Genomic DNA, 25,636 nt, shown 5'->3' with positions numbered 1-25,636 from the left:
TGATGAGGGCATTCGCAATGATGTTGAGGAAAAAATATGCTTCGTCGCCTGCTGCAGTTATATATCGGTCTTGTGCTCTACGGCGTGTCCACGGCGCTCTTCGTGCATGCTAATCTCGGCGCCGATCCGTGGGACGTTTTTCATCTTGGGGTGGCTAAACAGCTGGGGATCAGTTTCGGGACCGTGATTATCCTGACCGGCGCCGCGGTGCTGCTGCTATGGATCCCGATTCGGCAGATGCCGGGGCTCGGCACGGTGAGTAATGTTATCGTGCTGGGGCTGGCGGCGGACGCCACGCTGGCCGTCCTGCCTCCGCTGGAGTCGCTGGTGGCGCGCAGTGCGCTGCTGGTGGTGGCGATTGTGATGAACGCTATCGCCACCGGGATGTACATTGGCGCGGGCTTTGGCCCGGGTCCGCGCGATGGCCTGATGACCGGCCTGCACGCTCGCACCGGCTGGTCATTGCGCGGTATCCGTACGGCGATCGAGCTCTCCGTGCTGCTGATTGGCTGTCTGCTGGGGGGCAAGTTTGGCGTCGGAACCGTCATTTACGCGCTGTCGATTGGGCCGCTGATCCAGCTGTGCCTGCCGTGGTTCAGCCAGCCCGTCCGCCGCCGGGCGGTCAGCACTCCCCGGGAGAGCGTCTCCTGAAGGGAACCCGCGCCCTCGTCGTCAAGAAGAGGGCGCATTGTGGTTTACAGGCCGCTCAGGCCATGAAGCATCATGTAGATCCCCACCACAATAATCAGTAAGCCTGAGATCCAGGGCGCTTTGCGCGAGATGTCGTTAAGCCACGGCCAGCGGCGGGTGGCATGTTTCATGCTCAGGGCGGCGATAGCCCCGGAAGCCACCAGCGTCAGCGCCAGACCGACGCTAAAGCCGAGTACCAGCGTGGCGCCCAGTGAGAATTTCTTCAGCTGTAAACAGATAAGCAGCACGGTAATGGACGCCGGGCAGGGGATCAGCCCGCCGGTCAGGCCAAACATCACAATCTGCCCGGTCGTCACCTGGCGGCCATCGAAGCGCCGGTTAATCTCCTGAGCATGGGCCCGCTGATGCGCGTCCTGCCACTCCTCCGCCACCAGCGGCGCGCCAGGGGAGTGAGAATGATGGTGGTCATGATGTTCATGATGATGATGATGGTCATGGTCATGGTCATGGTCATGGTCATGGTCATGGTCATGGTCATGGTCGTGCCCGTGCTGAGGATGATGGTGGTGGGCGTGGGGCCGCGATTCGCGCCAGGTGCGCCAGAGCATCCAGCAGGCAATCAACACAATGACAATCCCTGAGATCAGCTGAAACCAGGGCTCAGAAGTCTGGGCGTTCCAGCCGCGGCCAAACCACAGGCCGGCCATGGCGATCAGCCAGACCACCGCGGTATGCGAGACCGTCGCCGCCAGCCCCAACAGAACCGCCTGCTTTAAGGTTCCCCGTACCGCCACGATAAAGGCGGCCATCATCGTTTTTGAGTGGCCGGGTTCGAGGCCGTGCAGCGCGCCGAGCAGTATCGCGCTGGGAATAAACAGCCAGGCATTGCCCTGCTGCAGAAGGGAAGTGAAATCGTTCATATCGGGATCCTTGCCAAAAGTGGCTCTATGCTACTCCCCCCCAGTAGTAAAATACTACCCCCCAGTAGAAAAAGAGGCTGATAAAAGGGATCATGCTATGCTGGCAAGCGTTGCCGGCGTCGAAGGTCGGGCAATGACGGCAGAATAAAACGGTGGATCGCGCAATGTCACACACAGTGAGAGACAAAAAGAAGTTACTGACCCGGCTGAAGAAAATTCAGGGGCAGAGTACCGCATTAGAGAAAATGCTTAATCGCGAGCATGAGTGCGCTGAGGTGCTACAGCAGCTGGCGGCGATCCGCGGCGCGGTCAATGGCATGATGCTGCAGGTTATCCAGGGGCATCTGACCGACCATGTGGTGAAAGAGCCAGATGAGACGCAGCGTGAAGCGGATCTGGAGACGGTGATGCAGGTGATTAAATCCTATCTGAAGTAGCCTCCGGCAGAGGGCGGCGAAGAGGCTGCGCCCGCTGACCTTCTGCGCAGGCTGCCTGCCGCTTAATGCGCATGGAGATTATCTTCCGCCCACTGAATAAATGACTCTTTTGGCAGTGCTTTGCTGTACAGCCATCCCTGGGCGTACTGAACGCCATGCTGTCGCAGCCAGTCGCGCTGGCTTTCGGTTTCCACCCCTTCGGCGACGGTGGTCAGATTGAGCGCCTTGGCCATTTCAATAATGTGCGGCGTCAGCGGCCGGTACTCGAGGGTATCGACAAAGGATTTATCGATTTTCAGCGTGTCGACGTCCAGCTTCTGCAGATAGCTCAGGCTGGAGTAGCCGGTACCGAAATCGTCAATCGAGATCCGATGGCCAGCCTGACGGTAGTGAGCGATCACCGGCATGGTGGTCTCCGGGTCGACAAACCCGCGCTCGGTGATCTCAAGGATGATCTGTTCGGCGGCGATCCCCCAGTGCTGCAGCTGATCGTGTAACAGCGTGGGCAGGGTGGGAGAGCGTAAGTCATCCACCGACAGGTTGATGGAGATATGCACTTCCGGCCGCTGCCTCAGCCAGGGGCCCAGATCGGCGAAAATTTTCCTGACGATATCTTCCGTCAGCTGGGTGATCAGTCCGGTCTGCTCGGCCAGGGGAATGAAGATATCCGGCGATAAATAGGTACCGTCGGGTTGCTGCCAGCGCGCCAGCGCTTCGGCTCCGGCGATTTTCCCGTCCTGCAATGAAATAATCGGCTGATAGTGAACCTGAATCGCCTGGGAATTGAGGGCGTCAAGCATACTGTTGCGCGGTGAACGCAGGTGTCTCAGCAGGCGCAGCAGCAGCCAGGTGGCAAGCAGGCTGGTGAAGATGCCGGCCGGGAGCCAGAAGATCAACTGCTGCCGTATGTGCTGCTGCAGGGGCAGGGTGGATGACCAGGTCACAATGCCGGATCCCAGCTCAGGAATGCGCTGGATCCGGTAGACCGTATTATCCAGGGTAAGCATATTCAGGTGCGGGTCTTTAATCCGTTGCCAGACCTTCGCCGGCAGCGGCTGGCTGCTGATCACCATTTTCAGATGGTCCAAACCAAACAGCATGGTATGGATCTTCTCCTCGCTGGCGGGCACCACATCAATGAAGGAGATGGGATCGATCATTACCATATGCTGCTGGCTGGCCATGGCCGTCATCTGGTGATTGAGGCCAAGATCGTTAATCGAGGTCAGCCAGGTGCGATAGCCGTCGGAGGCAATGTGGTCCGGTGGCGGGAAGGTCACCGCGACGCTATGGTCTTCCAGCGAGGAACATTGCGGTACGGAATTCAGCAGCCAGAGCACTTCCTGAACGTAGCGGTGGGTATAGGCGATCCGGCGGAGCATGAGCAGATGTTCAGGGCTACAGGACGAGCCTGTATGTGCATCGGCCTCCCGCAGCGCTTCCCGGGCCTGATCGGCGACCTGCAGCGTGCGGACGACGATGCGGTTGGAATAATCATCCAGTTCACGATAGAACTGCATTTTGGCCTGCCGCGCCGCCTGCCAGATGCTGAGCGAGATGGGCAGGATGATGGCCAGTATCAGCACCCCTGTAAACAGCGCCATCAGATGCCGGGTCCTCATGCCTGTGTCCTTATCGTTCGCCGGGTGTCATCAGTATATGCGAAAGATAAACCGGGCGCAGTGGGAGAAATCGCGCTGTGTGGGGAAAAAAACCGGCATCACAATAGCCTGCGATGCCGGGAGAGAAGGACGATTCCGATGCAGCAGAATAAAAATGAGGGTGTGAATGCCGGGCAGGATGTATTCCGGCATTCAGTCGCAGCATACGCTGCGCAGATGACAGCAATATGTTGGCTTAGTGCGCGTCTGGTGCCGTGATATCGGCGCTGATGCGCAGATCGTTCTCATCAAACACCATGCAGAAGCGGTCATCGAAGGCCAGATTAATCTTCTGCCACGGGCGGAAATGGACGTCGCCGGGCAGCAGAACCTTGACGTTATCGTGACCATAGCACTGGCCGAACAGGTAGGTATTGTTGCCCAGACGTTCCACCACTTCACATTGAAACTCCACCACGGTACCGGTGGAGACTTCAGGCGTGAGGTGCTCTGGCCGGATCCCCAGCGTTACCGCGGCGCCGGGGTTAAGCGGTTGGGTGGCAACGTTCAGGGTGAGCTGATGGTCCTGGGCGAGGGTGACCGTTAAACGCTCTGGCTGCCAGTCGCTGACGGTGGCGGGTAAAAAGTTCATCTTTGGCGAGCCGATAAAACCGGCGACGAATTTGTTGACCGGATTGTAGTAAAGCGCCATCGGCGAACCCATTTGTTCAACCTTTCCGTAGTTCATGACCACGATTTTATCAGCGAGAGTCATCGCCTCCACCTGATCGTGCGTGACATACACCATGGTGGTCTTCAGCTCCTGGTGCAGGCGGGCAATATGCAGGCGCATATCGACGCGCAGTTCCGCGTCGAGGTTAGAAAGCGGCTCATCGAACATAAACACCCGGGGATTACGCACGATAGCGCGGCCAATGGCCACGCGCTGCCGCTGGCCGCCGGAGAGCTGCTTCGGTTTACGGTCCAGCAGGTGAGAGAGCTGCAGCGTTTTGGCCACCATTTCCACCTGGCGACGGATCTCCGCTTTCGGCACTTTATTCACCTTCAGCCCGTAGCCCATATTCTCCGCCACCGTCATGTGTGGGTAGAGCGCATAGGACTGAAAAACCATCGCCACGCCGCGGCGGGCGGGGACCACATCGTTCATTACCTCATCGCCGATCAGCACTTCCCCGTCGCTAACCTCTTCCAGCCCGGCAATCATACGTAACAGCGTCGATTTTCCACAGCCGGAAGGGCCGACGAAGACCGCAAACTCGCCATCTTCAATATCGAGATTGACCTGGTGCAGCGTCACCGTGCTGCCGAACCTTTTGGTGACATTCCTCAGTCGTATATTGGACATCCACATTCCCCGAAGTGAGTAGCCGTTGTTTGCCGTTGGCGTGTCGCTGAGTTGAGTGAAATTGTATTACGTGTAACAAAACAGCGTGACGATATTCAACAGCGCTAAAATCATGTCCTGACTATAACTTCCGCGGATTTTGCGCCATACAGCGGCGTTTCATTTCTGCAAGGATGATCACACAACTGGCAGCTTATGGTAGTTTTATCCCTAATCAAAGCGTAGCGTATAACAAAAGCGAATCAGCGTCTGTTTTCTATGTAACAACGCAGTTTGAAATGATTTTTTTTCTAACTGTCAGATGTAATTCAAATAAAAACCATTAAATTGTTATACCTTCACATGAGGTTGATAATGAAAAAGAACACGCTTGCTGCACTGATCCTTACCACCCTCGCGGCGGGGCAACTTACCAGCCTGCAGGCGCATGCCGCCGGGCAGCTCAACGTTTGGGAAGACATTAAAAAATCCACTGGCATCAAAACCGCGGTCAGCGATTTTGAGAAGCAGTACAACGTGAAGGTCAATCTGCAGGAGATGCCTTATGCCCAGCAGCTGGAAAAACTGCGCCTCGACGGCCCGGCGGGCATTGGGCCGGACGTGCTGGTGATCCCGAATGACCAACTCGGCGGCGCCGTCGTTCAGGGGCTTCTCTCGCCGCTCAACGTCGAGCAGGCGAAACAGGATGCCTTTACGCCAGCCTCTATCAATGCCTTCCGCATGGACAACGCGCTGTACGGCATCCCGAAAGCGGTGGAAACCCTGGTGCTTATCTACAACAAGGACCTGATCGACAAACCGCTGGACAGCCTGCAGGCCTGGCTGGACTACTCGAAGACCCAGCGCGAGCAGAACAAATACGGCCTGCTGGCGAAGTTTGATCAGATCTACTACAGCTGGGGAGCCATTGGCCCGATGGGCGGCTATATCTTCGCGAAGAACGACGGCGGCGGTTTCAACCCGCAGCAGGTGGGGCTCAATACTCCCGGCGCTGTGGAAGCCGTGACCTTCCTGAAAAAATTCTATGCCGAGAAGGCTTTCCCTGCAGGGATCCTCGGCGATAACGGGCTGAACGCCATTGATTCGCTGTTTACCGAGAAAAAAGCGGCGGCGGTGATCAACGGCCCCTGGGCCTTCCAGCCGTATGAAGCCGCCGGTATCAACTATGGCGTGGTGCCGCTGCCGACCCTGCCGGACGGCAAGCCGATGAGCTCCTTCCTCGGCGTTAAGGGCTACGTGGTATCGACCTGGAGTAAAGACAAGGCGCTGGCGCAACAGTTTATCGAGTTCATCAACCAGCCGCAGTATGTAAAAGCCCGCTATGTCGCCACCGGCGAAATCCCGCCGCTGAAGGCGATGATTGACGACCCGGTGATTAAAAATGACGAAAAGGCCAGCGCCGTCGCCGTACAGTCGGCGCGGGCGATGGCCATGCCGGGCATTCCGGAGATGGGGGAAGTGTGGGGGCCGGCTAATGCCGCGCTTGAACTGAGCCTCACCGGCAAGCAGGCGCCGCAGGCCGCGCTCGATAACGCGGTGAAACAGATCAAGATGCAGATCGAAGCGATGCAGGCCAGCAATCAGTAATTTACCGTCACGTGAAGTCACCGAGCGGGAGGGGGACCTCCCGTTTGTAGAAGGAGTCGAGTGTGAGCATCCATTCCAGCGAAAATTTTAGCGACGCGCGCGGGCCCGGGCGCCATGCGTGGTGCGGCCTGCTGCTGGCAATCGTGCCGGGTTTCGGCCAGTTTTATCATCGCCAGTGGCTGAAGGGGCTGGTCTTCCTGGTGTTGTTGAGCAGCTTTCTGGGTATTTTTTATGATTTCCTGCGCGAGGGGCTGTGGGGGCTCTATACCCTGGGTGAAGAGGTGCCCCGGGATAACTCTATCTTCCTGTTAGCGGAGGGGATTATCAGCGTGCTGATCGTCGCTTTTGGCGTGCTGATCTATTTTCTCTCGCTGCGGGACGCGTGGCTGAACGGCAAAAAACGCGATGAGGGAGTCGCGCTGAACAGCGTGCGTAAGCAGTACCAGATGCTGCTGAGCGACGGCTTCCCGTACCTGATGATCACGCCAGGCTTTATTCTGCTGGTCTTTGTGGTGATCTTTCCCATTCTGTTTGGTTTCGCCATCGCCTTCACCAACTATAACCTGTACCACACGCCGCCGGCGAAGCTGGTGGACTGGGTGGGCCTGAAAAACTTCGTCAATATTTTCACCCTCTCCATCTGGCGCTCCACCTTCCTGGATGTGCTGCAGTGGACCGTGGTGTGGACGCTGCTGGCGACCACCCTGCAGTGTACGGTGGGCGTGCTGTTGGCGATTCTGGTGAACCAAAAAGATCTGCGCTTTAAGCCGCTGATCCGCACTATCTTTATTTTGCCGTGGGCGGTGCCGGGGTTTGTCACCATCCTCGTCTTTGCCGGGATGTTCAATGACTCCTTCGGGGTGATTAACAACGCGATCCTGTCATTCTTCGGCATCAGTCCAAAGGCATGGCTGACCGACCCGTTCTGGACCAAAACCGCGCTGATCATGATGCAGACCTGGCTTGGCTTCCCGTTTGTCTTTGCCATGACCACCGGCGTGCTGCAGGCGATCCCGGACGATCTGTATGAAGCGGCGACGATGGACGGCGCCAGCGCCTTTACCCGCCTGCGCACCATCACCCTGCCGCTGGTGCTGTACGCGATCGCGCCGATCATCATCACCCAGTACACCTTCAACTTTAATAATTTCAACATCATTTATCTGTTTAACAACGGCGGCCCTGCGGTGGCGGGATCTAACGCCGGCGGGACGGATATTCTGGTGTCGTGGATCTATAAGCTGACGATGTCCTCGTCGCAGTACGCCATCGCGGCGACCATCACTATCCTGCTGTCGATCTTCGTCGTCGGCCTGGCGCTGTGGCAGTTCCGCGCCACCAAATCCTTCAAAAATGACGACATGGCGTAAGGGAAGCAACATGGCTCAATCACCCAGTATTAAACGCGAAAAGTGGATCCGACTCTCTCTCACCTGGCTGGTGGTTATCCTGGTCTCGGTGGTGATTATCTATCCGCTGGTCTGGACCGTCGGGGCGTCGCTGAACGCCGGCAATAGCCTGCTGAGTACCTCGATCATTCCGGAAAATCTGTCGTTCCAGCACTATGCCGATCTGTTCAATGGCAATGTGAATTACCTTACCTGGTACTGGAACTCGATGAAAATCAGCTTCCTGACCATGGTGCTGACCCTGATTAGCGTCAGCTTTACCGCCTACGCCTTCTCCCGCTTCCGCTTTAAAGGGCGGCAGAACGGGCTGATGCTGTTCCTGCTGCTGCAGATGATCCCGCAGTTTTCCGCGCTGATTGCCATCTTTGTGCTGTCGCAACTGCTTGGCCTGATTAACAGCCATCTGGCGCTGGTGCTGATCTACGTCGGGGGAATGATCCCGATGAACACCTGGCTGATGAAGGGGTATCTCGACGCGATCCCCAAAGATCTGGATGAGTCCGCCCGCATGGACGGCGCCAGCAGCTTTCGCATCTTTATCGAGATCATCATGCCGTTGTCGAGGCCGATCCTCGCGGTGGTGGCGCTGTTCTCCTTCACCGGCCCGCTGGGGGATTTCATCCTCTCCAGCACCATCCTGCGTACCCCGGATAAATACACCCTGCCTATCGGTCTGTATAACCTGGTGGCGCAAAAAATGGGGGCCAGCTACACCACCTACGCGGCGGGGGCGGTGCTGATTGCCGTGCCGGTCGCGATCCTCTATCTGGCGTTACAAAAATACTTCGTCTCCGGCCTGACCTCGGGCAGTACTAAAGGATAAGCACATGAAAAGATTTACACCCGCATGGCTTGCGGTTTGTCTGGCATGCAGTTTTTCCCCCCCTTCGCTGGCGGCGGACGCGCTTGAAACCCGCGCCTTTCAGGGCATGCCGGCGGACTTTATTAAAGGCGCGGATATCTCCACGCTGCTGGATGCTGAAAAGCACGGGGCGACCTTCTACGACCAGAATAACCAGCGTAAGGATCCGATCGCCATTCTGAAAGAGAACGGCGTCAACTATGTTCGCCTCCGCCTGTGGGTGGATCCGCATTCGGCAAGCGGCGAGGGCTATGGCGGCGGGAATAACGATCTGGCCACGACCCTGGCGCTGGCGAAACGCGCGAAAGCCCAGGGAATGAAGCTGCTGCTCGACTTTCATTACAGCGATTTCTGGACCGATCCCGGCAAGCAGTTCAAACCGAAGGCCTGGGAAAAGATGGATTACCCGCAGCTGAAAACGGCGATTCATGACTATACCCGGGATACCATCGCCCGCTTTAAGCAGGCGGGCGTCCTGCCGGATATGGTGCAGATCGGCAATGAGATCAATGGCGGTATGCTGTGGCCGGAAGGGAAAAGCTGGGGGCAAGGGGGCGGAGAGTTCGACCGGTTGGCTGGTCTGCTGAACGCGGCCATTGATGGCCTGAAGGCGAACCTGCACAACGGCGAACAGGTGAAAATCATGCTGCATCTGGCTGAAGGGACCAAAAACGATACCTTCCGCTGGTGGTTTGACGAAATAGAGAAACGCCATGTGCCGTATGACGTGATCGGTTTGTCGATGTACACCTACTGGAACGGGCCGATCAGCGCCCTGAAGGCCAATATGGATGACATCAGCAAACGCTATAACAAAGACGTTATTGTCGTCGAGGCGGCCTATGCCTATACCCTGGCCAATTGCGATAACGCGGAAAATAGTTTCCAGGCCAAAGAGGAAAAGGACGGGGGATATCCCGCCAGCGTGCAGGGACAATATCGCTATATCCACGATCTGATGCAGGCGGTTATCGATGTTCCCGACCAGCGCGGCAAAGGGATTTTTTACTGGGAGCCCACGTGGATTGCCGTTCCGGGAAATACCTGGGCCACCCCGGCGGGGATGAAATATATCCATGACGAATGGAAAGAGGGCAATGCGCGTGAAAATCAGGCGCTATTTGATTGCCAGGGAAAAGTATTGCCGTCGGTAAAAGTATTTAATTAATTTTTTGTCGTTCTTTTCAGGAAGTTTATTATGAATAAATTTGCACCTTTACATCCAAAGGTTAATACGCTGCTGCATGGCGCAGATTATAACCCGGAACAATGGGAGAATGACCCCGATATTATTGATAAAGACATTGCCATGATGCAGCAGGCAAAATGTAATGTGATGTCGGTGGGAATATTTAGCTGGGCGAAACTTGAGCCGTGCGAAGGGGTATTTGATTTCGCCTGGCTGGATACTATCCTCGATAAACTGTATGCCGCCGGCATTCATGTTTTTCTGGCCACGCCGAGCGGCGCGCGTCCGGCGTGGATGTCACAGCGCTATCCGCAGGTTCTGCGGGTGGGGCGCGATCGGGTGCCAGCCCTGCACGGCGGCCGTCACAACCACTGTATGTCATCGCCGGTGTATCGTGAGAAGACCCTTAAAATCAATACCCTGTTGGCGGAGCGCTATTCTGCGCACCCGGCGGTGCTGGGCTGGCATATTTCCAATGAATATGGCGGCGAATGTCATTGCGAGCGCTGCCAGACTCGCTTTCGCGACTGGCTGAAGGCGCGGTACCAGACCCTGGAGAATCTCAACCAGGCCTGGTGGAGCACTTTCTGGAGCCATACCTACAGCGACTGGTCGCAGATTGAATCGCCTGCGCCGCAGGGCGAGGTGTCGATCCACGGCCTGAATCTGGACTGGCATCGCTTTAATACCGCCCAGGTGACCGATTTCTGCCGCCATGAAATCGCCCCGCTGAAGGCGGCGAATGCCGCCCTGCCGGTGACCACCAACTTTATGGAGTATTTTTACGATTACGACTACTGGCAGCTGGCGGAGGTGCTGGACTTTATCTCCTGGGACAGCTATCCGATGTGGCACCGCGACAAAGACGAAACCGCGCTGGCCTGCTATACCGCGATGTATCACGACATGATGCGCAGCCTGAAGGGCGGCCAGCCGTTTGTGCTGATGGAGTCCACGCCGGGCGCCACCAACTGGCAGCCGACCAGCAAACTGAAGAAACCGGGGATGCATATTCTCTCTTCGCTGCAGGCGGTGGCGCATGGCGCCGACTCGGTGCAGTATTTCCAGTGGCGCAAGAGCCGTGGTTCGGTTGAGAAATTCCACGGCGCGGTGGTCGACCACGTTGGGCATATTGATACCCGCATTGGCCGTGAAGTCAGCCAGCTCGGCGAGATCCTCAGCAAGCTGCCGGCGGTGAGGGGGTGTCGCACCGAGGCGAAAGTGGCGATTATTTTCGACCAGCAGAACCGCTGGGCGCTTGATGACGCCCAGGGGCCGCGCAATCTGGGTATGGAGTATGAGAAGACGGTCAATGAGCACTACCGTCCGTTCTGGGAGCAGGGCATCGCCGTCGATGTGATTGACGCCGACGCTGATTTAACGCCGTATCGGCTGGTGATTGCCCCGATGTTATACATGGTGCGCGACGGCTTTGCCGGGCGGGCGGAGGCGTTCGTCGCCAGCGGCGGCCATCTGGTGACCACCTACTGGACCGGCATCGTCAACGAGTCCGATCTCTGCTATCTCGGCGGCTTCCCGGGCCCGCTGCGCAATCTTCTGGGCATCTGGGCGGAGGAGATCGACTGTCTGAATGACGGCGAGTTTAATCTGGTGCAGGGCCTGGCCGGGAATCAGTGCGGACTTCAGGGCCCCTATCAGGTGCGCCATCTCTGTGAACTGATCCATACCGAAAGCGCGCAGACGCTGGCCACCTACCGAGATGATTTTTATGCCGGAAGGCCAGCGGTGACGGTGAACGGCTTCGGGAAAGGTAAAGCCTGGCATGTGGCCTCCCGCAACGATTTGGCCTTCCAGCGCGACTTTTTTGCCGCCCTGAGCAAGGAGCTGGCGCTGCCGCGGGCGATCGCGGCGGATTTACCGCCCGGAGTGGTGGCCACCGCGCGCACCGACGGTGAGAGTACGTTTGTCTTCCTGCAGAACTACAGCGCGCAAAGCCATACCCTGAGCCTGCCGCCAGGGTATCGGGATTGCCTGACCGACGCGGCGGTGGCGGACCCGCTGACCCTGTCAGCATGGGATTGCCGTATTCTCCGTCGCCACGCGTAATCCTTTTTCTCCACGCCTGCTCTGCCGAGCAGGCTTTTTTTTATCTATTACCCTGGAGTTTATGATGGTGAGTTTAAAATCTTTCCTGCACTATTTCTCGCCTGCGCGTCCGGCACAGCCGTTAAGCGAAGCGGAAAAACAGCAAATCGAGGCGCTGATTCAGGCTTTCGGCGGTGAAGCGAATATTACCCAAGTGGACGCCTGTATTACCCGTCTGCGGGTAACGGTTCGTCATCTGGCGGCCGTGGACTCTGACGCATTACAGCAGCAGGGCGCGCTGGGCGTCATTATTCTTGGTCAGCAGGTTCATGCTATTTTCGGTAAGCAGTCCGATGCGCTACGTCAATTGCTGGATGACCATTTTGCCGCGCGGAAATAAATAAAATGGGATAACCTGAAAACAGGTTATCCCGAAAATAAGACAAAGACAGCAGTGGCAATAATGATTACCGGAGGGTAATTAATGACCTTAGCGTTGGAGATATCAATAACGTATTTTTCTTACCAGAGCGATATTACCACCAGGCTTCAACCTGCACGCCGAAATTCCAGGTATTATTCGCCGTCTGGTCTTCAAATGGTTTACCATCTTCGGAATCATTCAGATACGACGCGAAAATACGTAATTCCGGACGTGACATAAAGTCCGGCCCGTCCGCCAGACCCAGCGCAATGGTATATTTCTCACCGGCCTGTTTGTAACTGGTGCCATTGTTGTAGCTGTCTTTCTGATAGAAACCGCCGACTTCGCCAATCAGGCGCACGTAGTCGGTGAACTGATACTGCCCGCGGGCGACCAGCGACAGCATCCGCGTTTTGTCGGTGTAGTCGGTAATATCATCCGCCGAGCCCCAGGTCAGAACGTGGTTGATGGAGAACTTCTCGGTAATGGGGATCAGACCGGTGTTAATCACGCGATAGCCGGTGGCGTCATTCACGTAGTTCCACATATCGTACCAGCCGCCGCCCTGGGAGACCATATTCTGCGCCAGCCCTTTGTTGGCATACTGCAGCACGGTTTTGTTATAGCCGCCCAGCATATCCTGACTGATTTCACCGGTTAGCATCACGCCATTTTCGGCATCGTACAGCCCGCCGTAGCTGTCCTGTTTTTTGGTGGTGTTCGGCATGGCGTAGTCGATGCCGAATTCGGTCCACGACCCGGACCACGGCTTCCATCCCGCATAGCGTAAATCGATATAGTTGATATTGACGTTGCTGTCGCCATCGACGCGATAGTCAACGTCGTTGGCATCGCCGCGGATCCACGCCAGCGAGACGGCGCCCGGGCCAAGGGTGTAGTTTTCCACCCCGGCCCCGGAGCCGGAAATGTTCCAGTATTTGGTATCGATGATGTGCAGATCGTGACGCTGATAGTAACGTTTGCCGCCCCAGATCACCGCATTCGGATCGCCCGGGATCAGCCCTTTGATCTGCAGATTCAGCTGACGTAAGCCGAACTGCGCGTCATCGTTCAACGTGGTTTCATTATCGTTAGAGCCATCGGAGACCATGCTGACCATGCTGTCGAGATAGAAACTGACATCATCTTTTTTGTAGACCTCGGAGCCCAATTCCAGTTCGCCATAGGTATCCGATTCGTTCCCCAACCGGCCCAGCTTGTTCTTTTGCCATTCCGCTTCGCTACCGTCGCCGGAGACCCCAACCCCGGCGCGCAAATAGCCATGAAAATCAACGGTCGGGATCGCAGCGGTAGCCGCAAAGGCGGAAGGGGTGATTAGCGCAGCGGCTAATGCTGTGGAAAGGGCGCGCAGTGTCGTATTCATCTCTATCCTCTTATTGTTTTGTATTACGTTCACATAACTGATGTCATAAAATGCCTAAATGTAACTTCAGGCAAACGAGATATGATTATTGTGTGACTAAGTGCAAATAATAACGCTGGTTTTTGTTGTGATGAGTGAGGTGATTCACAATTAACCTGGTTGTGAACGTAATACTTTTTGTGGTCTAATTTTGCGGTGAGAAGTGGCGGTGAGCGTTTTTTCAAATGGCCCCTGTTACAATCATGGGATAACAACATAAGGAACCGGACCATGAAGTCTAAAAGCGCTACTCTGGAAGACGTCGCACGTCATGCGGGTGTCTCTTACCAGACCGTGTCCAGGGTACTCAACAAATCTGCCAATGTATCCGAAGCGACGCGCCGCAAGGTGGAGAAATCGATAGAGGCTCTACGCTATGTGCCCAACCGGCTGGCGCAGCAGCTGGTGGGGAAGGAGAGCCAGACGGTGGGGCTGGTGACGATTTCGCTGGCCTGGCATGCCCCCTCCCAGGTGGCGGCGGCGGTAAAACGCTATGCCAACCTGGAAGGTTACCAGGTCCTGATTTCGATGATCGATGAGAGCGTCAACCAAAGCATCCAGGATTCCATCAATGAGCTGAAGTCTCAGCGGGTGGATAAGGTCATTATCAACGTGCCGCTGGAGACCGAACAGGCGCAGAAAATCGCCGCTGACAACGATGATATCGTCTGCCTGTTTCTCGATGTTGATCCCTACAGCTCCGTGTTTAACGTTTCGTTTAACCCGGCGGACGGCACCCGGGCCAGCGTCAAATATCTCTACGAGATGGGGCATCGGGAGATCGCGCTGCTGGCGGGGCCGGACAGCTCCGTATCGGCCAAACTGCGGCTGAAAAGCTGGCTGGAGACCCTGGATGGCTACGGCCTGAAGCCGGTGACCGTCCTGCACGGCAACTGGGATGCGCAAAGCGGCTACGCCGGCGCGCTGCAGATGCTGCGTGAAACGCCGAACTTCAGCGCTGTGCTGGTGGGCAATGACCAAATGGCGCTGGGGGTGCTCAGCGCCTTCCATCAGCATCAGGTGGCGGTGCCGGGAGAGAAATCGGTGATTGGCTATGACGATACCTATGAAAGCTCCTTTTTCTATCCGGCATTGAGTACGGTATCGCTGGACCTCGACCTGCAGGGTAAAGAGGCGGTGCGGCGGATCCTCGCCAGTACCAGCGGCGCGGCGCATACCTCATCCATCCTGCCGGCGCGCCTGGTGATTCGCCATTCCAGCGGCGCCAGAGTCGAGCAGGGGAAAGATCTGCAGGCCATCGCGGAGCAACTTCGCGCAATCGCTCACCGTCTGGCGCCCTGAAGCCAAAGGCGAGGAAACTCGCCTCTTTGTTATTACCCCTGCTATAACCATGGTTGATCTTTGTCGTGGAACGGCGTAACTTAATTGTTATGTTATAACATAATTGCGAGATCATCATGAAAGCCCATATCCATCCTCCCTATCGCACGGTGGTGTTTCACGACACCAGCGCCAATGAATATTTTAAAGTTGGCTCAACCATCCGCACCGAACGCGTGATTGAGCTCGACGGTGAGACGTATCCGTATGTGACGATCGATGTCTCATCGAAATCGCATCCTTACTACACCGGCAAACAAAAAACGTTCGCCAGCGAGGGTAGCGCGGCCCGTTTCCGCCAGCGTTTCGGCGGCTTTATTGATGCAAAAAGGAAGGCATGATGCAGGTCGTTAACTCATTACGCAGCGCCAAACAGCGCCACCCGGATTGCCAACTGGTCAAACGCAAAGGGCGGCTGTACGTGATCTGTAAGAGCAACCCCCGCTTTAAAGCGGTGCAGGGGCGCAAAAAACGTCGTTAACGGAAGCTTTCCAGGGGACGGCGCTGCTGGCCGTCGGCGGTAAAATTGTCGGCGGCCAGCCATTGGCGCATGGCGCTATCCAGCTGCGGCCATTCGCCATCAATCACTGAAAACCAGTCCGTGTCCCGGTTGTGTCCTTTGCTCACCAGCGCCTGACGAAAACGTCCTTCGTACTGAAATCCCAGTCGCCTTGCCGCCCGGCCTGACGGCGTATTGAGGCTATTGCATTTCCATTCATAGCGACGGTAGCCGAGCGTCCCGAAAACATACTGCATCAACAGCCAGTGCGCTTCGGTGGCCATAGCCGTTCGGCTCAGCAATGGAGAGAAATGGACATGCCCCACCTCGACCACGCCGTGGTTGGCATCGATACGCATTAACGCCAGCGACCCGACCGCCGTCCCGCGCTGCTGGTCAACGACGGCGAAATGGATAGGATCGGTCAGCGTCGCAACCTGCGCCACCCAGGCGCTAAATTCAGCCAGACTGGTTTCCGGTTCGCGCAGCAGCCACGTCCAGCTGCGGGCGTCGGGCGCCAGCTGGTGGGCAGCAAACAGATCGCTGGCGTGGGCGAGGGTGAGCGGTTCGAGCCGACAGCGGCTGCCCTGAAGTACCTGCCGCGTTGGCCAGGGGCGGGGTTGCCAGTCGGGCAGCGCGGCGCCGAGCGCCTGTCCAAACTGATTGTATTCACACATTGCGGTTTCCTTATTGGGGATGTACAGGCAGCGTACGCGCTGTCTGGTTCCATAAAAAGTGCCACCAGAGTATGTTCTTATGGATCCACGAGGAGGTGACATGAACATACCGGACGATGCGTTTTATGGATTGGTGACGCAGGGGATGCGGCAGCGAACGGACGAAACCCTGCAGCGCGCCCTTTACCACACTTTGCGCCATGCCATCCTGCAGGGAACCCTGGCGGCCAGCTGCCGTTTGCCAGGATCGCGCGTGATTGCCGGTCGACTGCATCTGTCGCGCAATACGGTGAATGCCGCACTGGAGCAGCTGACGCTGGAAGGATACCTGACGCGAAGCCGTCAGGGGACGCAGGTTGTGCCGCTCGCCGCCAGCCGCCGGCAGGAGGTAATCGCGCCACCCGTTGTGCTGTCTGAGCGGCTGCAGGGGCTGCCAGCCGCTATGCGCCGTGACTCGCCGGCGCTGCCGTTTACCCCTGGCATGCCGGCGGTGAACTATTTCCCGCTGCCGCTGTGGCGGCGGTTAATGGATAAGGCTTTGCGCGACGAGGGCAGCATGCTGCTGGGTTACGGTGAGGCCGCGGGCGATCCCCAACTGCGGGAGGCGATCGCTCGCCATCTGGCGCTCTCCCGGGGTATTCAGTGCGACATCCGGCAGATCGTCATCACCGAGGGGGCGCTGGAAGGGGTCAACTTATGCGCCTCGCTGTTGACCAACCCGGGCGACACCGTGTGGCAGGAAGAGCCGGGATACCTGGGCGCCAGGAGTGGTTTCCAGCGGGCGGGGCTGCAGGTCTGTGGGATGGCCGTCGATCATGAAGGGATGTGTATGGCCAACGGCGCGGCAGAGCCACCCCGGCTGATTTTCACCTCTCCCTCTCATCAGTATCCCCTTGGGAGCGTTATGAGCGCCGCGCGGCGTCTGGCGCTGGTGGAGTATGCCCATCGGCACGGCGCGTGGATTGTGGAGGATGACTACGACAGCGAGTTTCGCCACAGCGGAGAGCCGATCCCGGCGATGCTGGGAATGGTCCCGGATGCCCCGGTGGTCTATCTCGGCACCTTCAGCAAAACCCTTTTTCCGGCGCTGCGTATCGGTTTTATGGTAATGCCGCCCGCGCTGGCGGATGCCGCTCAGGGGGCCATTGGCGCGCTGCTGCGCGGAGGGCACCGCGCTGAACAGCGGGCGCTGGCCAGCTTTATCGAGAAGGGGCACTATGCGCGTCATCTGGCGGCGATGCGTCGTCTGTACCGCAAACGTCAGCAGCTGCTGCGCGAGGCGCTGGCGCAAGAGATCACCGTGCCGTGCGAAGTCCTTGGTGGGGAAGGGGGGCTCCATCTGACGCTGGCCATCGAGGGGATCGACGATCGCGCGATAGCGCAGCAGGCGCGTCAGTTTCAGCTGGCGCCCGCTGCGCTAAGTCATTTCTATCTCGACCCGCGGCGGGGGCGGAGCGGGCTGGTGCTGGGGTATGGCAATACTTCTGCTTCCCGCTATCCGCTGGCGCTGCGGACGCTGAATCGTCTTATTGCGCAGTACCGGCTCGGGTCAGCGTAAAGACATCGTAAAAGGAGAGATCGCCTTTGGTGTCGACCATTTTTTTAAGCTGCGCCTTCTGCTCGCTATCGACGTCCGGCGACTGCAGAATACGGTCGATCAGCTGTCGGGGGACAAAGCGGGTGTTGTACCATTCGCCGTTGTAACACACGCGAAAGTCGAGGACATCGATATCTTCGTAACGATAGCGTGGATAGACGTCAAAGAAGAAAAAAGCGTTGAACAGGATGAACAGCACCACCAACAACCAGACCGAATCCACCAGCGTTTCAGAGCGCAGCATCACCACCAGCGTCGCCAGAAACGCGGCATACATGGCAACAAACAGGCCCGGATGGTTACGGATAAAACTGATGCTAAAACGCGGGCGATTATCGCGTTTTTCCTGCACGTTCAGTTCGTCAATGGTGTGAGTTAGCAGGCGTTGTATTTCTGTCATCTTGGTCCCCGAATTCTGCAATAAGCCTGCCCCGTGCGCCCGGTGGCTCGGGCGTGGCAGGCTCAGCCTGAAGGCTATTTTATGTTGCAGTATTCTGCGGAGAAAGTAACAGATCAGTTACAGAAAAGCATAACAGTTACGCATTTGGCGGCGGAAGGCGCTTGATGATCTGCGCCGGGTTGCCGCCGACAACGGTACTGGCGGGGACGTCTTTAGTGACCACCGCTCCGGACGCGATGACCGCATTATCGCCAATGGTCACCCCGGGATTGATCACCGCCCGACCGCCAATCCACACATTGTGGCCAATGGTCACCGGTTTGCCATATTCCTGGCCGCTGTTTCGGGCCTCAGCATCCAGCGGATGGGTGGCGGTATAGACATGGACGCCCGGGGCCAGCATGCAGTTATCGCCAATATGGATAGGGCAGACGTCCAGCATCACGCAGTCAAAATTGGCGTAAAAACCGGCGCCGAGAAAGATATTGTAGCCGTAGTCGCAGCGAAAGCTTGGCTCGATATACGCATCGCCAGCGCGACCGAGCAGCTCGGCGAGAATACGCTGACGTTCTTCCTGCGCATCCGGGGCGGAATGATTGTAACGGTGCAGCAGCTGTCTGGCGCGCAGACGATCGGCGCGTAGCGTTGGGTCGCCAGATAAATAGAGCTCACCGGCGATCATTTTGCGTTTTTCTTCACTCATTGGTCTTCCTTATACCTGACGTTAGATGGCCGCAGCAGTATAAAAAAGAAACCGGTTACAGGTTTGCTGTTGGCTAAATGATGTGATGACTATCACAAAGATACCCTGCTGAGGCTGGCGATTACCGTCCGGTCAGCAGACCGCGTCGGGCGCGGTAATTAGCGGATAAATTTCCACACGGACGTCGGGATCTTATCGTACAGCTTATTCATGGTCAGTTCAGCCAGACGATGATCGGCGGCTGAGTAAAATACCGCCAGCTCATTATCAGAAAGTTCATATTTGTTTTTTTCAATGACGCGCTCCAGCGTGTCAATTGTCTGGCAACGGCGTAAGCGCATCAAATAGTCTGTTTTAGTTAATGGCTTATCAGACATAATTCCACCTTTTGATTGTAATAATCCTAACACGAAAGACTGGCCGGATTTTCCCGGCTGGCGTTGACAAAACAACGAAATAACCGATTACCGGATTTTTTCCACTTTTGCAAATCCGTAGAGTTAATGCCGTAGTTACTGAACAATGTAAATGTATCGTCCAGATATTCGTCAACCTGAGCGATCAGCTTATTATCCTCAGCGTACTTAATTTTATAATTAAGGGCGAATGTGGCAATGTGCTCGATCAGTTCATTTAACTGGAGATTGACAGCCGATGTCGGGTCGTTGACCCAGCCATGGTTGCTCTCTTCCAGGTTTGCAAGGCAGTCATGATACAGCGTTTCGCAGAGAAAGCGTAGTTGTGCGATATCATGTCTTTTTGGCGAGTATTCGTCCATAACGCATCCCCTTTTGAGTGGTTTAAACGACGACTAACAAACACCGTTGTGGGATGAACACGACTAACTGACCTGACACTAACTGAGTAATCCTGCTGATTTAACTATAATCCACTCTCCAACAGATTTCATCGTGCTATTACGAAAAATTACAATTATCAGAGAGAAATTATCTTAAAAATAGACGAATTAAATTCTCCGACCCGGGCGCGCAGCCTGAAAAATAGAGATGTCTTATCAATCATTGGCTTAAGGCAGGCAGTCGTCGCGTTCAGAAACCGCCGGCCGTGATGATGATATTAGGATTATTCCTGGTAAATGAGCGTAAGAAGATCCTAAGGGCTAAACAGCGTGATAGATATAGCCGGGAACACATCAATATATATTAAATGCAGCGCGAAAAATAAACAATGGCAATATGTGCCCTGTGGGTAATGATCAAAAAAAGGGCCGCGGTAGCGGCCCTTTGTTCATCAGTGCAGATTAATGATGCTCAACCTGATGGCTGTGCTCAATATCTTCCGATTTCTTACTAAAGCGGCGTCGCACCACCACAAAGAACACCGGCACGAAGAAGATTGCCAGGATCGTCGCGGTCACCATCCCGCCCATTACGCCTGTACCTACGGCGTTCTGCGCACCGGAGCCCGCTCCGGAGCTGATAACCAGCGGCATAACCCCAAGGATAAACGCCAGGGAGGTCATCAGGATCGGACGCAGACGCATACGTACCGCTTCAAGCGTCGCCTCAATCAGCCCTTTGCCCTCTTTCTCCATCAGGTCTTTGGCGAATTCAACGATCAGTATCGCGTTCTTCGCCGACAGGCCGATGGTGGTCAACAGGCCAACCTGGAAGTAAACGTCATTGGTTAAACCGCGGAAGGTGGCGGCTAACAGCGCGCCGACCACACCCAACGGTACGACCAGCATGACCGAGAACGGAATCGACCAGCTCTCATACAGCGCTGCCAGACACAGGAAGACGACAATCAGCGAGATGGCATACAGGGCAGGGGCCTGGTTACCGGACAGCCGCTCCTGATAAGACATCCCGGTCCAGTCGTAGCCAATACCCGACGGCAGTTTACCCGCCAGCTCTTCCATCAGGCTCATCGCCTCACCGGTACTCTTGCCTGGCGCTGCCTGGCCAAGAATTTCCATTGATGGCAGACCGTTGTAGCGTTCCAGACGCGGCGAACCGTATTCCCAACGCGAGGTGGAGAAGGCGGAGAACGGCACCATCTGACCATCACTGCCGCGAACATACCACTTGCCGATGTCTTCCGGCAGCATACGGTATTTCGCTTCGGACATGATGTACACTTTCTTCACGCGGCCGCGGTCGATAAAGTCGTTGACATAGCTTCCGCCCCAGGCGGCGCCCAGCGTGGTGTTAATGTCGCTGATGGAGACGCCCAGCGCCTGGGCTTTTTCCTGATCGATATCGACTTTGAACTGCGGTGTATCTTCCAGACCGTTAGGACGCACGCCGGTCAGCACGTCAGGATGCTGCGCCACCATGCCAAACAGCTGGTTACGTGCCTGGGTCAGTTTTTCGTGTCCCAGGCCGCCCTGGTCAATCAGCTGGAAGTCAAAGCCGGTCGCGGTACCCAGTTCAACGATAGCCGGCAGGTTAAAGGCGAAGACCATCGCGTCTTTAATCTGCGAGAAGTAGCCCATCGCCCGACCGGTAATCGCTTCAACTTTGTTTTCATCGCCTGGACGCTGACTCCAGTCTTTCAGCGAGACGAACGCGATACCGGTGTTCTGGCCGCGGCCGGCGAAGCCGAAGCCGTTAACCGCAAACACGGATTCCACGTTGTCTTTCTCTTTGGTGAGATAGTAATTCGTCATCTCATCCAGCACTTTCTGCGTGCGCTCCTGGGTGGCGCCGGCAGGCAGCTGGGCCATACTCAGGAACACCCCCTGGTCTTCGTCCGGCAGGAACGAGCTCGGCAGACGAACGAACAGCCACGCCATACCCACCACGATGATCAGATACAGCACCAGATAACGACCGGTGCTGCGCAGAATGTTGCCTACGCTGTCGGTGTAATGGTGCGTGCTCTTATCGAACATGCGGTTAAACCAGCCGAAGAAACCCGTGGTCGCGCCATGGCTGCCTTTCTGAATAGGCTTCAGCATCGTGGCGCACAGCGCCGGCGTCAGGATCAGCGCGACCAGTACCGATAGCGCCATCGCGGAAACGATGGTGATGGAGAACTGGCGATAGATGGCCCCGGTTGAGCCGCCGAAGAACGCCATCGGGATAAATACCGCCGACAGCACCATGGCGATACCTACCAGCGCGCCCTGAATCTGCCCCATCGATTTACGCGTCGCTTCTTTCGGCGGCAGGCCTTCTTCGGCCATGACGCGCTCGACGTTCTCGACCACCACGATGGCGTCATCCACCAGCAGGCCGATGGCGAGCACCATCCCGAACATCGTCAGGGTGTTTATCGAGAAGCCAAACGCCGCCAGCACCGCGAAGGTCCCTAACAGGACCACCGGCACCGCGATGGTCGGGATCAGGGTGGCGCGGAAGTTCTGCAGGAACAGATACATCACCAGGAAGACCAGGATGATCGCTTCCACCAGCGTTTTAACCACTTCGTGAATAGAGATTTTCACGAACGGGGTGGTGTCATACGGGTAAACGATTTTCATCCCCGACGGGAAAAACGGCTCCATCTTCGCCAGTTCAGCGCGGATCGCGTTGGCGGTATCCAGCGCGTTCGCGCCGGTAGCCAGTTTAATACCCAGACCGGACGCAGGCTGGCCGTTATACTTCGCCACCACGTCATAGCTTTCGCCACCCAGTTCAATTTTGGCGACATCACGCAGACGAACCTGGGAACCATCCTGGTTCACCTTCAGCAGAATGTTGCCAAACTCTTCCGTATTGGTCAGACGCGTCTGTGCGACGATGGAGGCGTTGAGCTGCTGGCCTTTCACCGGCGGCGTACCGCCTAACTGACCAGCGGCTACCTGGGCGTTCTGCGCTTTCAGCGCGCTGATCACGTCCACCGGCGTGAGCTGGAAGTTATTCAGTTTATTCGGATCCATCCAGATACGCATCGCGTACTGGGAACCGAACAGCTGAACGTCGCCGACGCCGCTGGTACGGCTGATCGGGTCCTTCATGTTGGCCGCCACGTAGTCCGAAATGTCGTCCTGGTTCATGGTGCCGTTGGTGTTAATGACGCCGACAACCATCAGGAAGCTGCTGGACGCTTTCTCAACGCTGATCCCTTGCTGCTGTACTTCTTGCGGCAGCAGAGGGGTGGCCAGGGCCAGCTTGTTCTGAACCTGAACCTGGGCGATGTCCGGATCGGTACCGGATTCGAAGGTCAGGGTGATGGTCGCCGTACCGGTGGAGTCGCCATTCGAGGACATGTACATCAGGTGATCGATACCGTTCATATTCTGTTCGATAACCTGAGTCACGGTGTTCTGCACGGTTTCGGCGTCAGCACCGGGGTACATGGCGGTAATGGAAATTGCTGGCGGCGCAATCGTCGGATATTGCGCCACCGGCAATTTGAGGATCGATAATCCCCCAGCCAGCATGATGATGATGGCGATCACCCATGCAAATATGGGGCGATCGATAAAGAAATTAGGCATGTCTTAACGGCTCCTGTTTAAGTTAAGACTTGGTTTGTTCTGATGGCGCGTTGCCTGCGGCTTGCTGTTTATCATCAGAAGCTACTTCCTGCGCTTTTACCTGCACGCCTGGTTTGATTTTTTGCAGGCCGGTGACGATAACGCGATCGCCGGATTTCAGACCGTCAGTGACCAGCCATTTATCGCCAATCGCTTGAGAAGCAGTGACCTGGCGGACTTCGACCTTATCGCCTTCACCCACTACCATGACGCTGGCGTCACCGCGCGGCGTACGGGTCACGCCCTGTTGCGGCACCAGCAGGGCGTCAGGGTTAACCCCTTCTTCCAGACGCGCGCGGACAAACATCCCCGGTAACAGGGTGTGATCCGGGTTGGGGAAAATGGCGCGCAGCGTGATAGAGCCGGTGGTCTGGTCGACGGTCACATCCGAGAACTCCAGGGTGCCGGACTGCGGATACTTAAGACCGTCGTTAGTCACCAGCTCCACTTTCGCTTTACCGTTTTCCTGTTTCAGACGGCCATCGGCCAGCTCCTGTTTCAGGCGCAGGAAATCATTGCTCGACTGGGTGACGTCAACATAGATCGGATCCAGCTGCTGAACGGTTGCCAGAGCGGTTGACTGACCATTCTGCACCAACGCCCCTTCGGTCACCGCGGATTTACCAATGCGGCCGCTGATCGGCGAGGTGACTTTGGTGTAGGCCAGATTGATGCGCGCGGTTTCCACGGCCGCTTTCGCCGCGACCACGGCCGCATTGCTCTGCTGCGCCGTTGCGACGGCGGTATCGTAGTCTTGTTGACTGATATACTTAGTGCCTAACAGTTTCTGATAACGCTTGACCGTCAGTTGATCCATGTTTGCCGCCGCCTGGGCTTTTGCCAGGTCGCCTTTGGCGCTGTCATAGCTGGCCTGATAGGTGGCTGGATCGATCTGATACAGGGAGACGCCGGCCTGGATATCGCTACCTTCGACGAAGTTACGTTTCAAAATAATGCCACTGACCTGAGGGCGGACTTCCGCAATGCGATAGGCGCTGGTGCGGCCTGGCAGTTCGGTGGTCATTTGTAGAGGTGCGGATTTGAGCGTCACAATACCGACTTCCGGCATGTGCTGGGCTCCCTGTTGAGCCGGTTTATCGTCACATCCTGTTAGCGCTAAGCTGCCTGAGAGCATCAGAACGACCGCCAGAGGCGTTAACCCTCTGTTTTTGTTCATATGTAAACCTCGAGTGTCCAATTTCAAAATGTTCAGTGGCTCAAACAACCACAAACCCACTACAGTCTTTCTATTATGGTCGTGCTATGGTACATACATTCACAAATGTATGTAAACGTAACCTCTGTAAAGTCATTAACCTATGGCACGAAAAACCAAACAACAGGCACGTGAAACCCGGCAACTGATTCTGGATGTTGCTCTGCGTCTGTTTTCGCAGCAAGGCGTATCATCTACCTCGTTGGCAACAATTGCAAAAGCTGCGGGTGTAACGAGGGGGGCTATCTACTGGCATTTCAAGAATAAATCAGATTTATTCAACGAAATTTGGGAGCTGTCAGACGCCAGTATTAGCGATCTCGAAATTGAGTATCGGGCAAAATTCCCTAACGATCCACTCTCAGTTATCAGGGAGATACTAGTCTATGTTCTTGAAGCGACGGTGACAGAGGAGCGCCGTCGGTTGATGATGGAGATTATCTTCCATAAGTGCGAATTCGTCGGTGAAATGACCGTGGTGCAGCAGGCCCAGCGGCAGTTATCCCTGGCGAGCTACGAGCGCATTGAGCAGACCTTGAAAGAGTGCATCGCCGCGAAGCTGTTGCCCGCCAATTTACTCACCCGGCGAGCGGCGATTTTAATGCGCAGCTATCTTTCCGGCCTGATGGAGAACTGGCTGTTTGCCCCCGACTCGTTCGACCTGCATGCGGAAGCGCGCGATTATGTTGCCATCCTGCTGGAGATGTATCAGTTCTGCCCCACGCTGCGCGGCCCGGAGAACCTGTCAGCGTAAACGTCGCGCGCGGGGGGACGTGAATTTTTAGCGCCGTCCGCCGCTATTCGCCAGCGATGAGAAGTGCTATTCTTCGCGCTTGCGACG

At 56.4% G+C, this 25,636-nt stretch carries 25 protein-coding genes; 14 read left to right on the top strand and 11 right to left on the bottom strand.

The window, feature by feature from the left end:
• The first annotated feature begins 36 nt into the window (after positions 1-36).
• Positions 37-651, top strand: coding sequence for a membrane protein (locus ABLV54_RS09205; protein ID WP_032453862.1), 615 nt, complete (start codon positions 37-39; stop codon positions 649-651).
• 44 nt (positions 652-695) lie between these two features.
• On the opposite strand, the gene ABLV54_RS09200 is transcribed toward ABLV54_RS09205, so the two are convergent.
• On the bottom strand, positions 696-1,571 hold the full coding sequence (locus tag ABLV54_RS09200) for a nickel/cobalt efflux protein RcnA (protein ID WP_226563536.1): 876 nt from the start codon (positions 1,569-1,571) through the stop codon (positions 696-698).
• A 164-nt stretch (positions 1,572-1,735) separates the two neighbouring features.
• Between ABLV54_RS09200 and ABLV54_RS09195 the strand changes: the two genes are divergently transcribed.
• Complete coding sequence (locus tag ABLV54_RS09195) at positions 1,736-2,008, top strand: metal-sensing transcriptional repressor (RefSeq protein ID WP_004204767.1); 273 nt, start codon at positions 1,736-1,738, stop codon at positions 2,006-2,008.
• Positions 2,009-2,070: 62 nt separating this feature from the next.
• On the opposite strand, the gene ABLV54_RS09190 is transcribed toward ABLV54_RS09195, so the two are convergent.
• Both ABLV54_RS09190 and ugpC read right to left on the bottom strand, forming a co-directional pair.
• On the bottom strand, positions 2,071-3,630 hold the full coding sequence (locus tag ABLV54_RS09190; RefSeq protein ID WP_050533079.1) for an EAL domain-containing protein: 1,560 nt from the start codon (positions 3,628-3,630) through the stop codon (positions 2,071-2,073).
• A 235-nt stretch (positions 3,631-3,865) separates the two neighbouring features.
• Complete coding sequence (gene ugpC, locus ABLV54_RS09185; RefSeq protein WP_023288632.1) at positions 3,866-4,975, bottom strand: sn-glycerol-3-phosphate ABC transporter ATP-binding protein UgpC; 1,110 nt, start codon at positions 4,973-4,975, stop codon at positions 3,866-3,868.
• Positions 4,976-5,329: 354 nt separating this feature from the next.
• Between ugpC and ABLV54_RS09180 the strand changes: the two genes are divergently transcribed.
• The 6 genes from ABLV54_RS09180 (at position 5,330) to ABLV54_RS09155 (ending at position 12,468) form a co-directional block, all read left to right on the top strand.
• Positions 5,330-6,562, top strand: coding sequence for a maltodextrin ABC transporter substrate-binding protein (locus ABLV54_RS09180; RefSeq protein ID WP_017898899.1), 1,233 nt, complete (start codon positions 5,330-5,332; stop codon positions 6,560-6,562).
• A gap of 62 nt (positions 6,563-6,624) precedes the next feature.
• The gene (locus tag ABLV54_RS09175; protein WP_017898898.1) at positions 6,625-7,932 is read left to right on the top strand and encodes a sugar ABC transporter permease; all 1,308 of its coding nucleotides are present in this window, start codon (positions 6,625-6,627) and stop codon (positions 7,930-7,932) included.
• Positions 7,933-7,942: 10 nt separating this feature from the next.
• On the top strand, positions 7,943-8,794 hold the full coding sequence (locus ABLV54_RS09170) for a sugar ABC transporter permease (protein ID WP_004204761.1): 852 nt from the start codon (positions 7,943-7,945) through the stop codon (positions 8,792-8,794).
• A 4-nt stretch (positions 8,795-8,798) separates the two neighbouring features.
• Positions 8,799-10,001 carry an arabinogalactan endo-beta-1,4-galactanase gene (locus tag ABLV54_RS09165; protein WP_050533078.1) on the top strand — a complete coding sequence of 401 codons (1,203 nt, stop codon included), beginning with the start codon at positions 8,799-8,801 and terminating at the stop codon, positions 9,999-10,001.
• Between the two features lie 30 nt (positions 10,002-10,031).
• The gene (locus tag ABLV54_RS09160) at positions 10,032-12,089 is read left to right on the top strand and encodes a beta-galactosidase (protein ID WP_050533077.1); all 2,058 of its coding nucleotides are present in this window, start codon (positions 10,032-10,034) and stop codon (positions 12,087-12,089) included.
• 64 nt (positions 12,090-12,153) lie between these two features.
• Positions 12,154-12,468 carry a glucose PTS transporter subunit EIIB gene (locus tag ABLV54_RS09155; protein WP_023288637.1) on the top strand — a complete coding sequence of 105 codons (315 nt, stop codon included), beginning with the start codon at positions 12,154-12,156 and terminating at the stop codon, positions 12,466-12,468.
• Positions 12,469-12,604: 136 nt separating this feature from the next.
• Here the strand turns inward: ABLV54_RS09155 and ABLV54_RS09150 are convergent, their stop codons facing one another.
• A complete protein-coding gene (locus ABLV54_RS09150) occupies positions 12,605-13,876 on the bottom strand; it encodes a maltoporin (RefSeq protein WP_023288638.1) in 1,272 nt (423 codons plus the stop codon).
• Between the two features lie 270 nt (positions 13,877-14,146).
• On the opposite strand from ABLV54_RS09150, the gene ABLV54_RS09145 reads away from it, so the two are divergent.
• From ABLV54_RS09145 to ykgO, 3 genes are all read left to right on the top strand, one after another.
• Positions 14,147-15,217, top strand: coding sequence for a LacI family DNA-binding transcriptional regulator (locus ABLV54_RS09145; RefSeq protein ID WP_023288639.1), 1,071 nt, complete (start codon positions 14,147-14,149; stop codon positions 15,215-15,217).
• Between the two features lie 116 nt (positions 15,218-15,333).
• The gene (locus tag ABLV54_RS09140; RefSeq protein ID WP_004204754.1) at positions 15,334-15,597 is read left to right on the top strand and encodes a type B 50S ribosomal protein L31; all 264 of its coding nucleotides are present in this window, start codon (positions 15,334-15,336) and stop codon (positions 15,595-15,597) included.
• On the top strand, positions 15,597-15,737 hold the full coding sequence (ykgO, locus tag ABLV54_RS09135; protein ID WP_002892018.1) for a type B 50S ribosomal protein L36: 141 nt from the start codon (positions 15,597-15,599) through the stop codon (positions 15,735-15,737). The genes ABLV54_RS09140 and ykgO overlap by 1 nt, the downstream gene beginning before the upstream one ends.
• Here ykgO and ABLV54_RS09130 read toward each other — a convergent pair.
• Complete coding sequence (locus tag ABLV54_RS09130; RefSeq protein WP_044521289.1) at positions 15,734-16,432, bottom strand: GNAT family protein; 699 nt, start codon at positions 16,430-16,432, stop codon at positions 15,734-15,736. The two genes, ykgO and ABLV54_RS09130, sit on opposite strands and share 4 nt — an antisense overlap.
• Positions 16,433-16,532: 100 nt before the next feature.
• On the opposite strand from ABLV54_RS09130, the gene ABLV54_RS09125 reads away from it, so the two are divergent.
• Positions 16,533-17,990 (top strand): PLP-dependent aminotransferase family protein, encoded by a 1,458-nt coding sequence (locus tag ABLV54_RS09125; RefSeq protein WP_050533076.1) that lies wholly within the window; start codon positions 16,533-16,535, stop codon positions 17,988-17,990.
• On the opposite strand, the gene ABLV54_RS09120 is transcribed toward ABLV54_RS09125, so the two are convergent.
• Positions 17,959-18,429, bottom strand: a complete 471-nt coding sequence (locus ABLV54_RS09120; RefSeq protein ID WP_023288642.1) for a YlaC family protein — start codon at positions 18,427-18,429, stop codon at positions 17,959-17,961. The two genes, ABLV54_RS09125 and ABLV54_RS09120, sit on opposite strands and share 32 nt — an antisense overlap.
• A gap of 33 nt (positions 18,430-18,462) precedes the next feature.
• Between ABLV54_RS09120 and ABLV54_RS09115 the strand changes: the two genes are divergently transcribed.
• On the top strand, positions 18,463-18,594 hold the full coding sequence (locus ABLV54_RS09115) for a hypothetical protein (RefSeq protein WP_032428629.1): 132 nt from the start codon (positions 18,463-18,465) through the stop codon (positions 18,592-18,594).
• On the opposite strand, the gene maa is transcribed toward ABLV54_RS09115, so the two are convergent.
• From maa to acrA, 5 genes are all read right to left on the bottom strand, one after another.
• A complete protein-coding gene (gene maa / locus ABLV54_RS09110; RefSeq protein ID WP_050533075.1) occupies positions 18,566-19,132 on the bottom strand; it encodes a maltose O-acetyltransferase in 567 nt (188 codons plus the stop codon). The two genes, ABLV54_RS09115 and maa, sit on opposite strands and share 29 nt — an antisense overlap.
• Before the next feature lie 158 nt (positions 19,133-19,290).
• Positions 19,291-19,509, bottom strand: coding sequence for an HHA domain-containing protein (locus ABLV54_RS09105; RefSeq protein WP_002892050.1), 219 nt, complete (start codon positions 19,507-19,509; stop codon positions 19,291-19,293).
• 26 nt (positions 19,510-19,535) lie between these two features.
• Positions 19,536-19,910, bottom strand: a complete 375-nt coding sequence (tomB, locus tag ABLV54_RS09100; protein WP_002892066.1) for an Hha toxicity modulator TomB — start codon at positions 19,908-19,910, stop codon at positions 19,536-19,538.
• A gap of 483 nt (positions 19,911-20,393) precedes the next feature.
• Complete coding sequence (gene acrB, locus ABLV54_RS09095) at positions 20,394-23,540, bottom strand: multidrug efflux RND transporter permease subunit AcrB (protein WP_023288644.1); 3,147 nt, start codon at positions 23,538-23,540, stop codon at positions 20,394-20,396.
• 22 nt (positions 23,541-23,562) lie between these two features.
• Positions 23,563-24,756: a multidrug efflux RND transporter periplasmic adaptor subunit AcrA gene (gene acrA, locus ABLV54_RS09090; protein ID WP_023288645.1), complete on the bottom strand. Its 1,194-nt coding sequence runs from the start codon at positions 24,754-24,756 to the stop codon at positions 23,563-23,565.
• A 142-nt stretch (positions 24,757-24,898) separates the two neighbouring features.
• Between acrA and acrR the strand changes: the two genes are divergently transcribed.
• On the top strand, positions 24,899-25,549 hold the full coding sequence (acrR, locus tag ABLV54_RS09085; RefSeq protein ID WP_023288646.1) for a multidrug efflux transporter transcriptional repressor AcrR: 651 nt from the start codon (positions 24,899-24,901) through the stop codon (positions 25,547-25,549).
• The last annotated feature ends 87 nt before the right edge of the window (positions 25,550-25,636 follow it).

The sequence above is a fragment of the Klebsiella sp. JB_Kp042 genome (assembly GCF_040065275.1).
In the GTDB taxonomy this organism is placed as follows: domain Bacteria; phylum Pseudomonadota; class Gammaproteobacteria; order Enterobacterales; family Enterobacteriaceae; genus Klebsiella; species Klebsiella quasipneumoniae.
The sequence above is the reverse complement of the archived record's forward strand: the minus strand, read 5'-3'. Positions and strand labels throughout refer to the sequence as shown.

Bases quoted from the DNA above. Each gene is read 5' to 3' on its own strand.
- ABLV54_RS09205 (WP_032453862.1), top strand. From the start codon at position 37: ATGCTTCGTCGCCTGCTGCAGTTATATATCGGTCTTGTGCTCTACGGC.
- ABLV54_RS09200 (WP_226563536.1), bottom strand. From the start codon at position 1,571: ATGAACGATTTCACTTCCCTTCTGCAGCAGGGCAATGCCTGGCTGTTT.
- ABLV54_RS09195 (WP_004204767.1), top strand. From the start codon at position 1,736: ATGTCACACACAGTGAGAGACAAAAAGAAGTTACTGACCCGGCTGAAG.
- ABLV54_RS09190 (WP_050533079.1), bottom strand. From the start codon at position 3,630: ATGAGGACCCGGCATCTGATGGCGCTGTTTACAGGGGTGCTGATACTG.
- ugpC (WP_023288632.1), bottom strand. From the start codon at position 4,975: ATGTCCAATATACGACTGAGGAATGTCACCAAAAGGTTCGGCAGCACG.
- ABLV54_RS09180 (WP_017898899.1), top strand. From the start codon at position 5,330: ATGAAAAAGAACACGCTTGCTGCACTGATCCTTACCACCCTCGCGGCG.
- ABLV54_RS09170 (WP_004204761.1), top strand. From the start codon at position 7,943: ATGGCTCAATCACCCAGTATTAAACGCGAAAAGTGGATCCGACTCTCT.
- ABLV54_RS09165 (WP_050533078.1), top strand. From the start codon at position 8,799: ATGAAAAGATTTACACCCGCATGGCTTGCGGTTTGTCTGGCATGCAGT.
- ABLV54_RS09160 (WP_050533077.1), top strand. From the start codon at position 10,032: ATGAATAAATTTGCACCTTTACATCCAAAGGTTAATACGCTGCTGCAT.
- ABLV54_RS09155 (WP_023288637.1), top strand. From the start codon at position 12,154: ATGGTGAGTTTAAAATCTTTCCTGCACTATTTCTCGCCTGCGCGTCCG.
- ABLV54_RS09150 (WP_023288638.1), bottom strand. From the start codon at position 13,876: ATGAATACGACACTGCGCGCCCTTTCCACAGCATTAGCCGCTGCGCTA.
- ABLV54_RS09145 (WP_023288639.1), top strand. From the start codon at position 14,147: ATGAAGTCTAAAAGCGCTACTCTGGAAGACGTCGCACGTCATGCGGGT.
- ABLV54_RS09140 (WP_004204754.1), top strand. From the start codon at position 15,334: ATGAAAGCCCATATCCATCCTCCCTATCGCACGGTGGTGTTTCACGAC.
- ykgO (WP_002892018.1), top strand. From the start codon at position 15,597: ATGCAGGTCGTTAACTCATTACGCAGCGCCAAACAGCGCCACCCGGAT.
- ABLV54_RS09130 (WP_044521289.1), bottom strand. From the start codon at position 16,432: ATGTGTGAATACAATCAGTTTGGACAGGCGCTCGGCGCCGCGCTGCCC.
- ABLV54_RS09125 (WP_050533076.1), top strand. From the start codon at position 16,533: ATGAACATACCGGACGATGCGTTTTATGGATTGGTGACGCAGGGGATG.
- ABLV54_RS09120 (WP_023288642.1), bottom strand. From the start codon at position 18,429: ATGACAGAAATACAACGCCTGCTAACTCACACCATTGACGAACTGAAC.
- maa (WP_050533075.1), bottom strand. From the start codon at position 19,132: ATGAGTGAAGAAAAACGCAAAATGATCGCCGGTGAGCTCTATTTATCT.
- ABLV54_RS09105 (WP_002892050.1), bottom strand. From the start codon at position 19,509: ATGTCTGATAAGCCATTAACTAAAACAGACTATTTGATGCGCTTACGC.
- tomB (WP_002892066.1), bottom strand. From the start codon at position 19,910: ATGGACGAATACTCGCCAAAAAGACATGATATCGCACAACTACGCTTT.
- acrB (WP_023288644.1), bottom strand. From the start codon at position 23,540: ATGCCTAATTTCTTTATCGATCGCCCCATATTTGCATGGGTGATCGCC.
- acrA (WP_023288645.1), bottom strand. From the start codon at position 24,756: ATGAACAAAAACAGAGGGTTAACGCCTCTGGCGGTCGTTCTGATGCTC.
- acrR (WP_023288646.1), top strand. From the start codon at position 24,899: ATGGCACGAAAAACCAAACAACAGGCACGTGAAACCCGGCAACTGATT.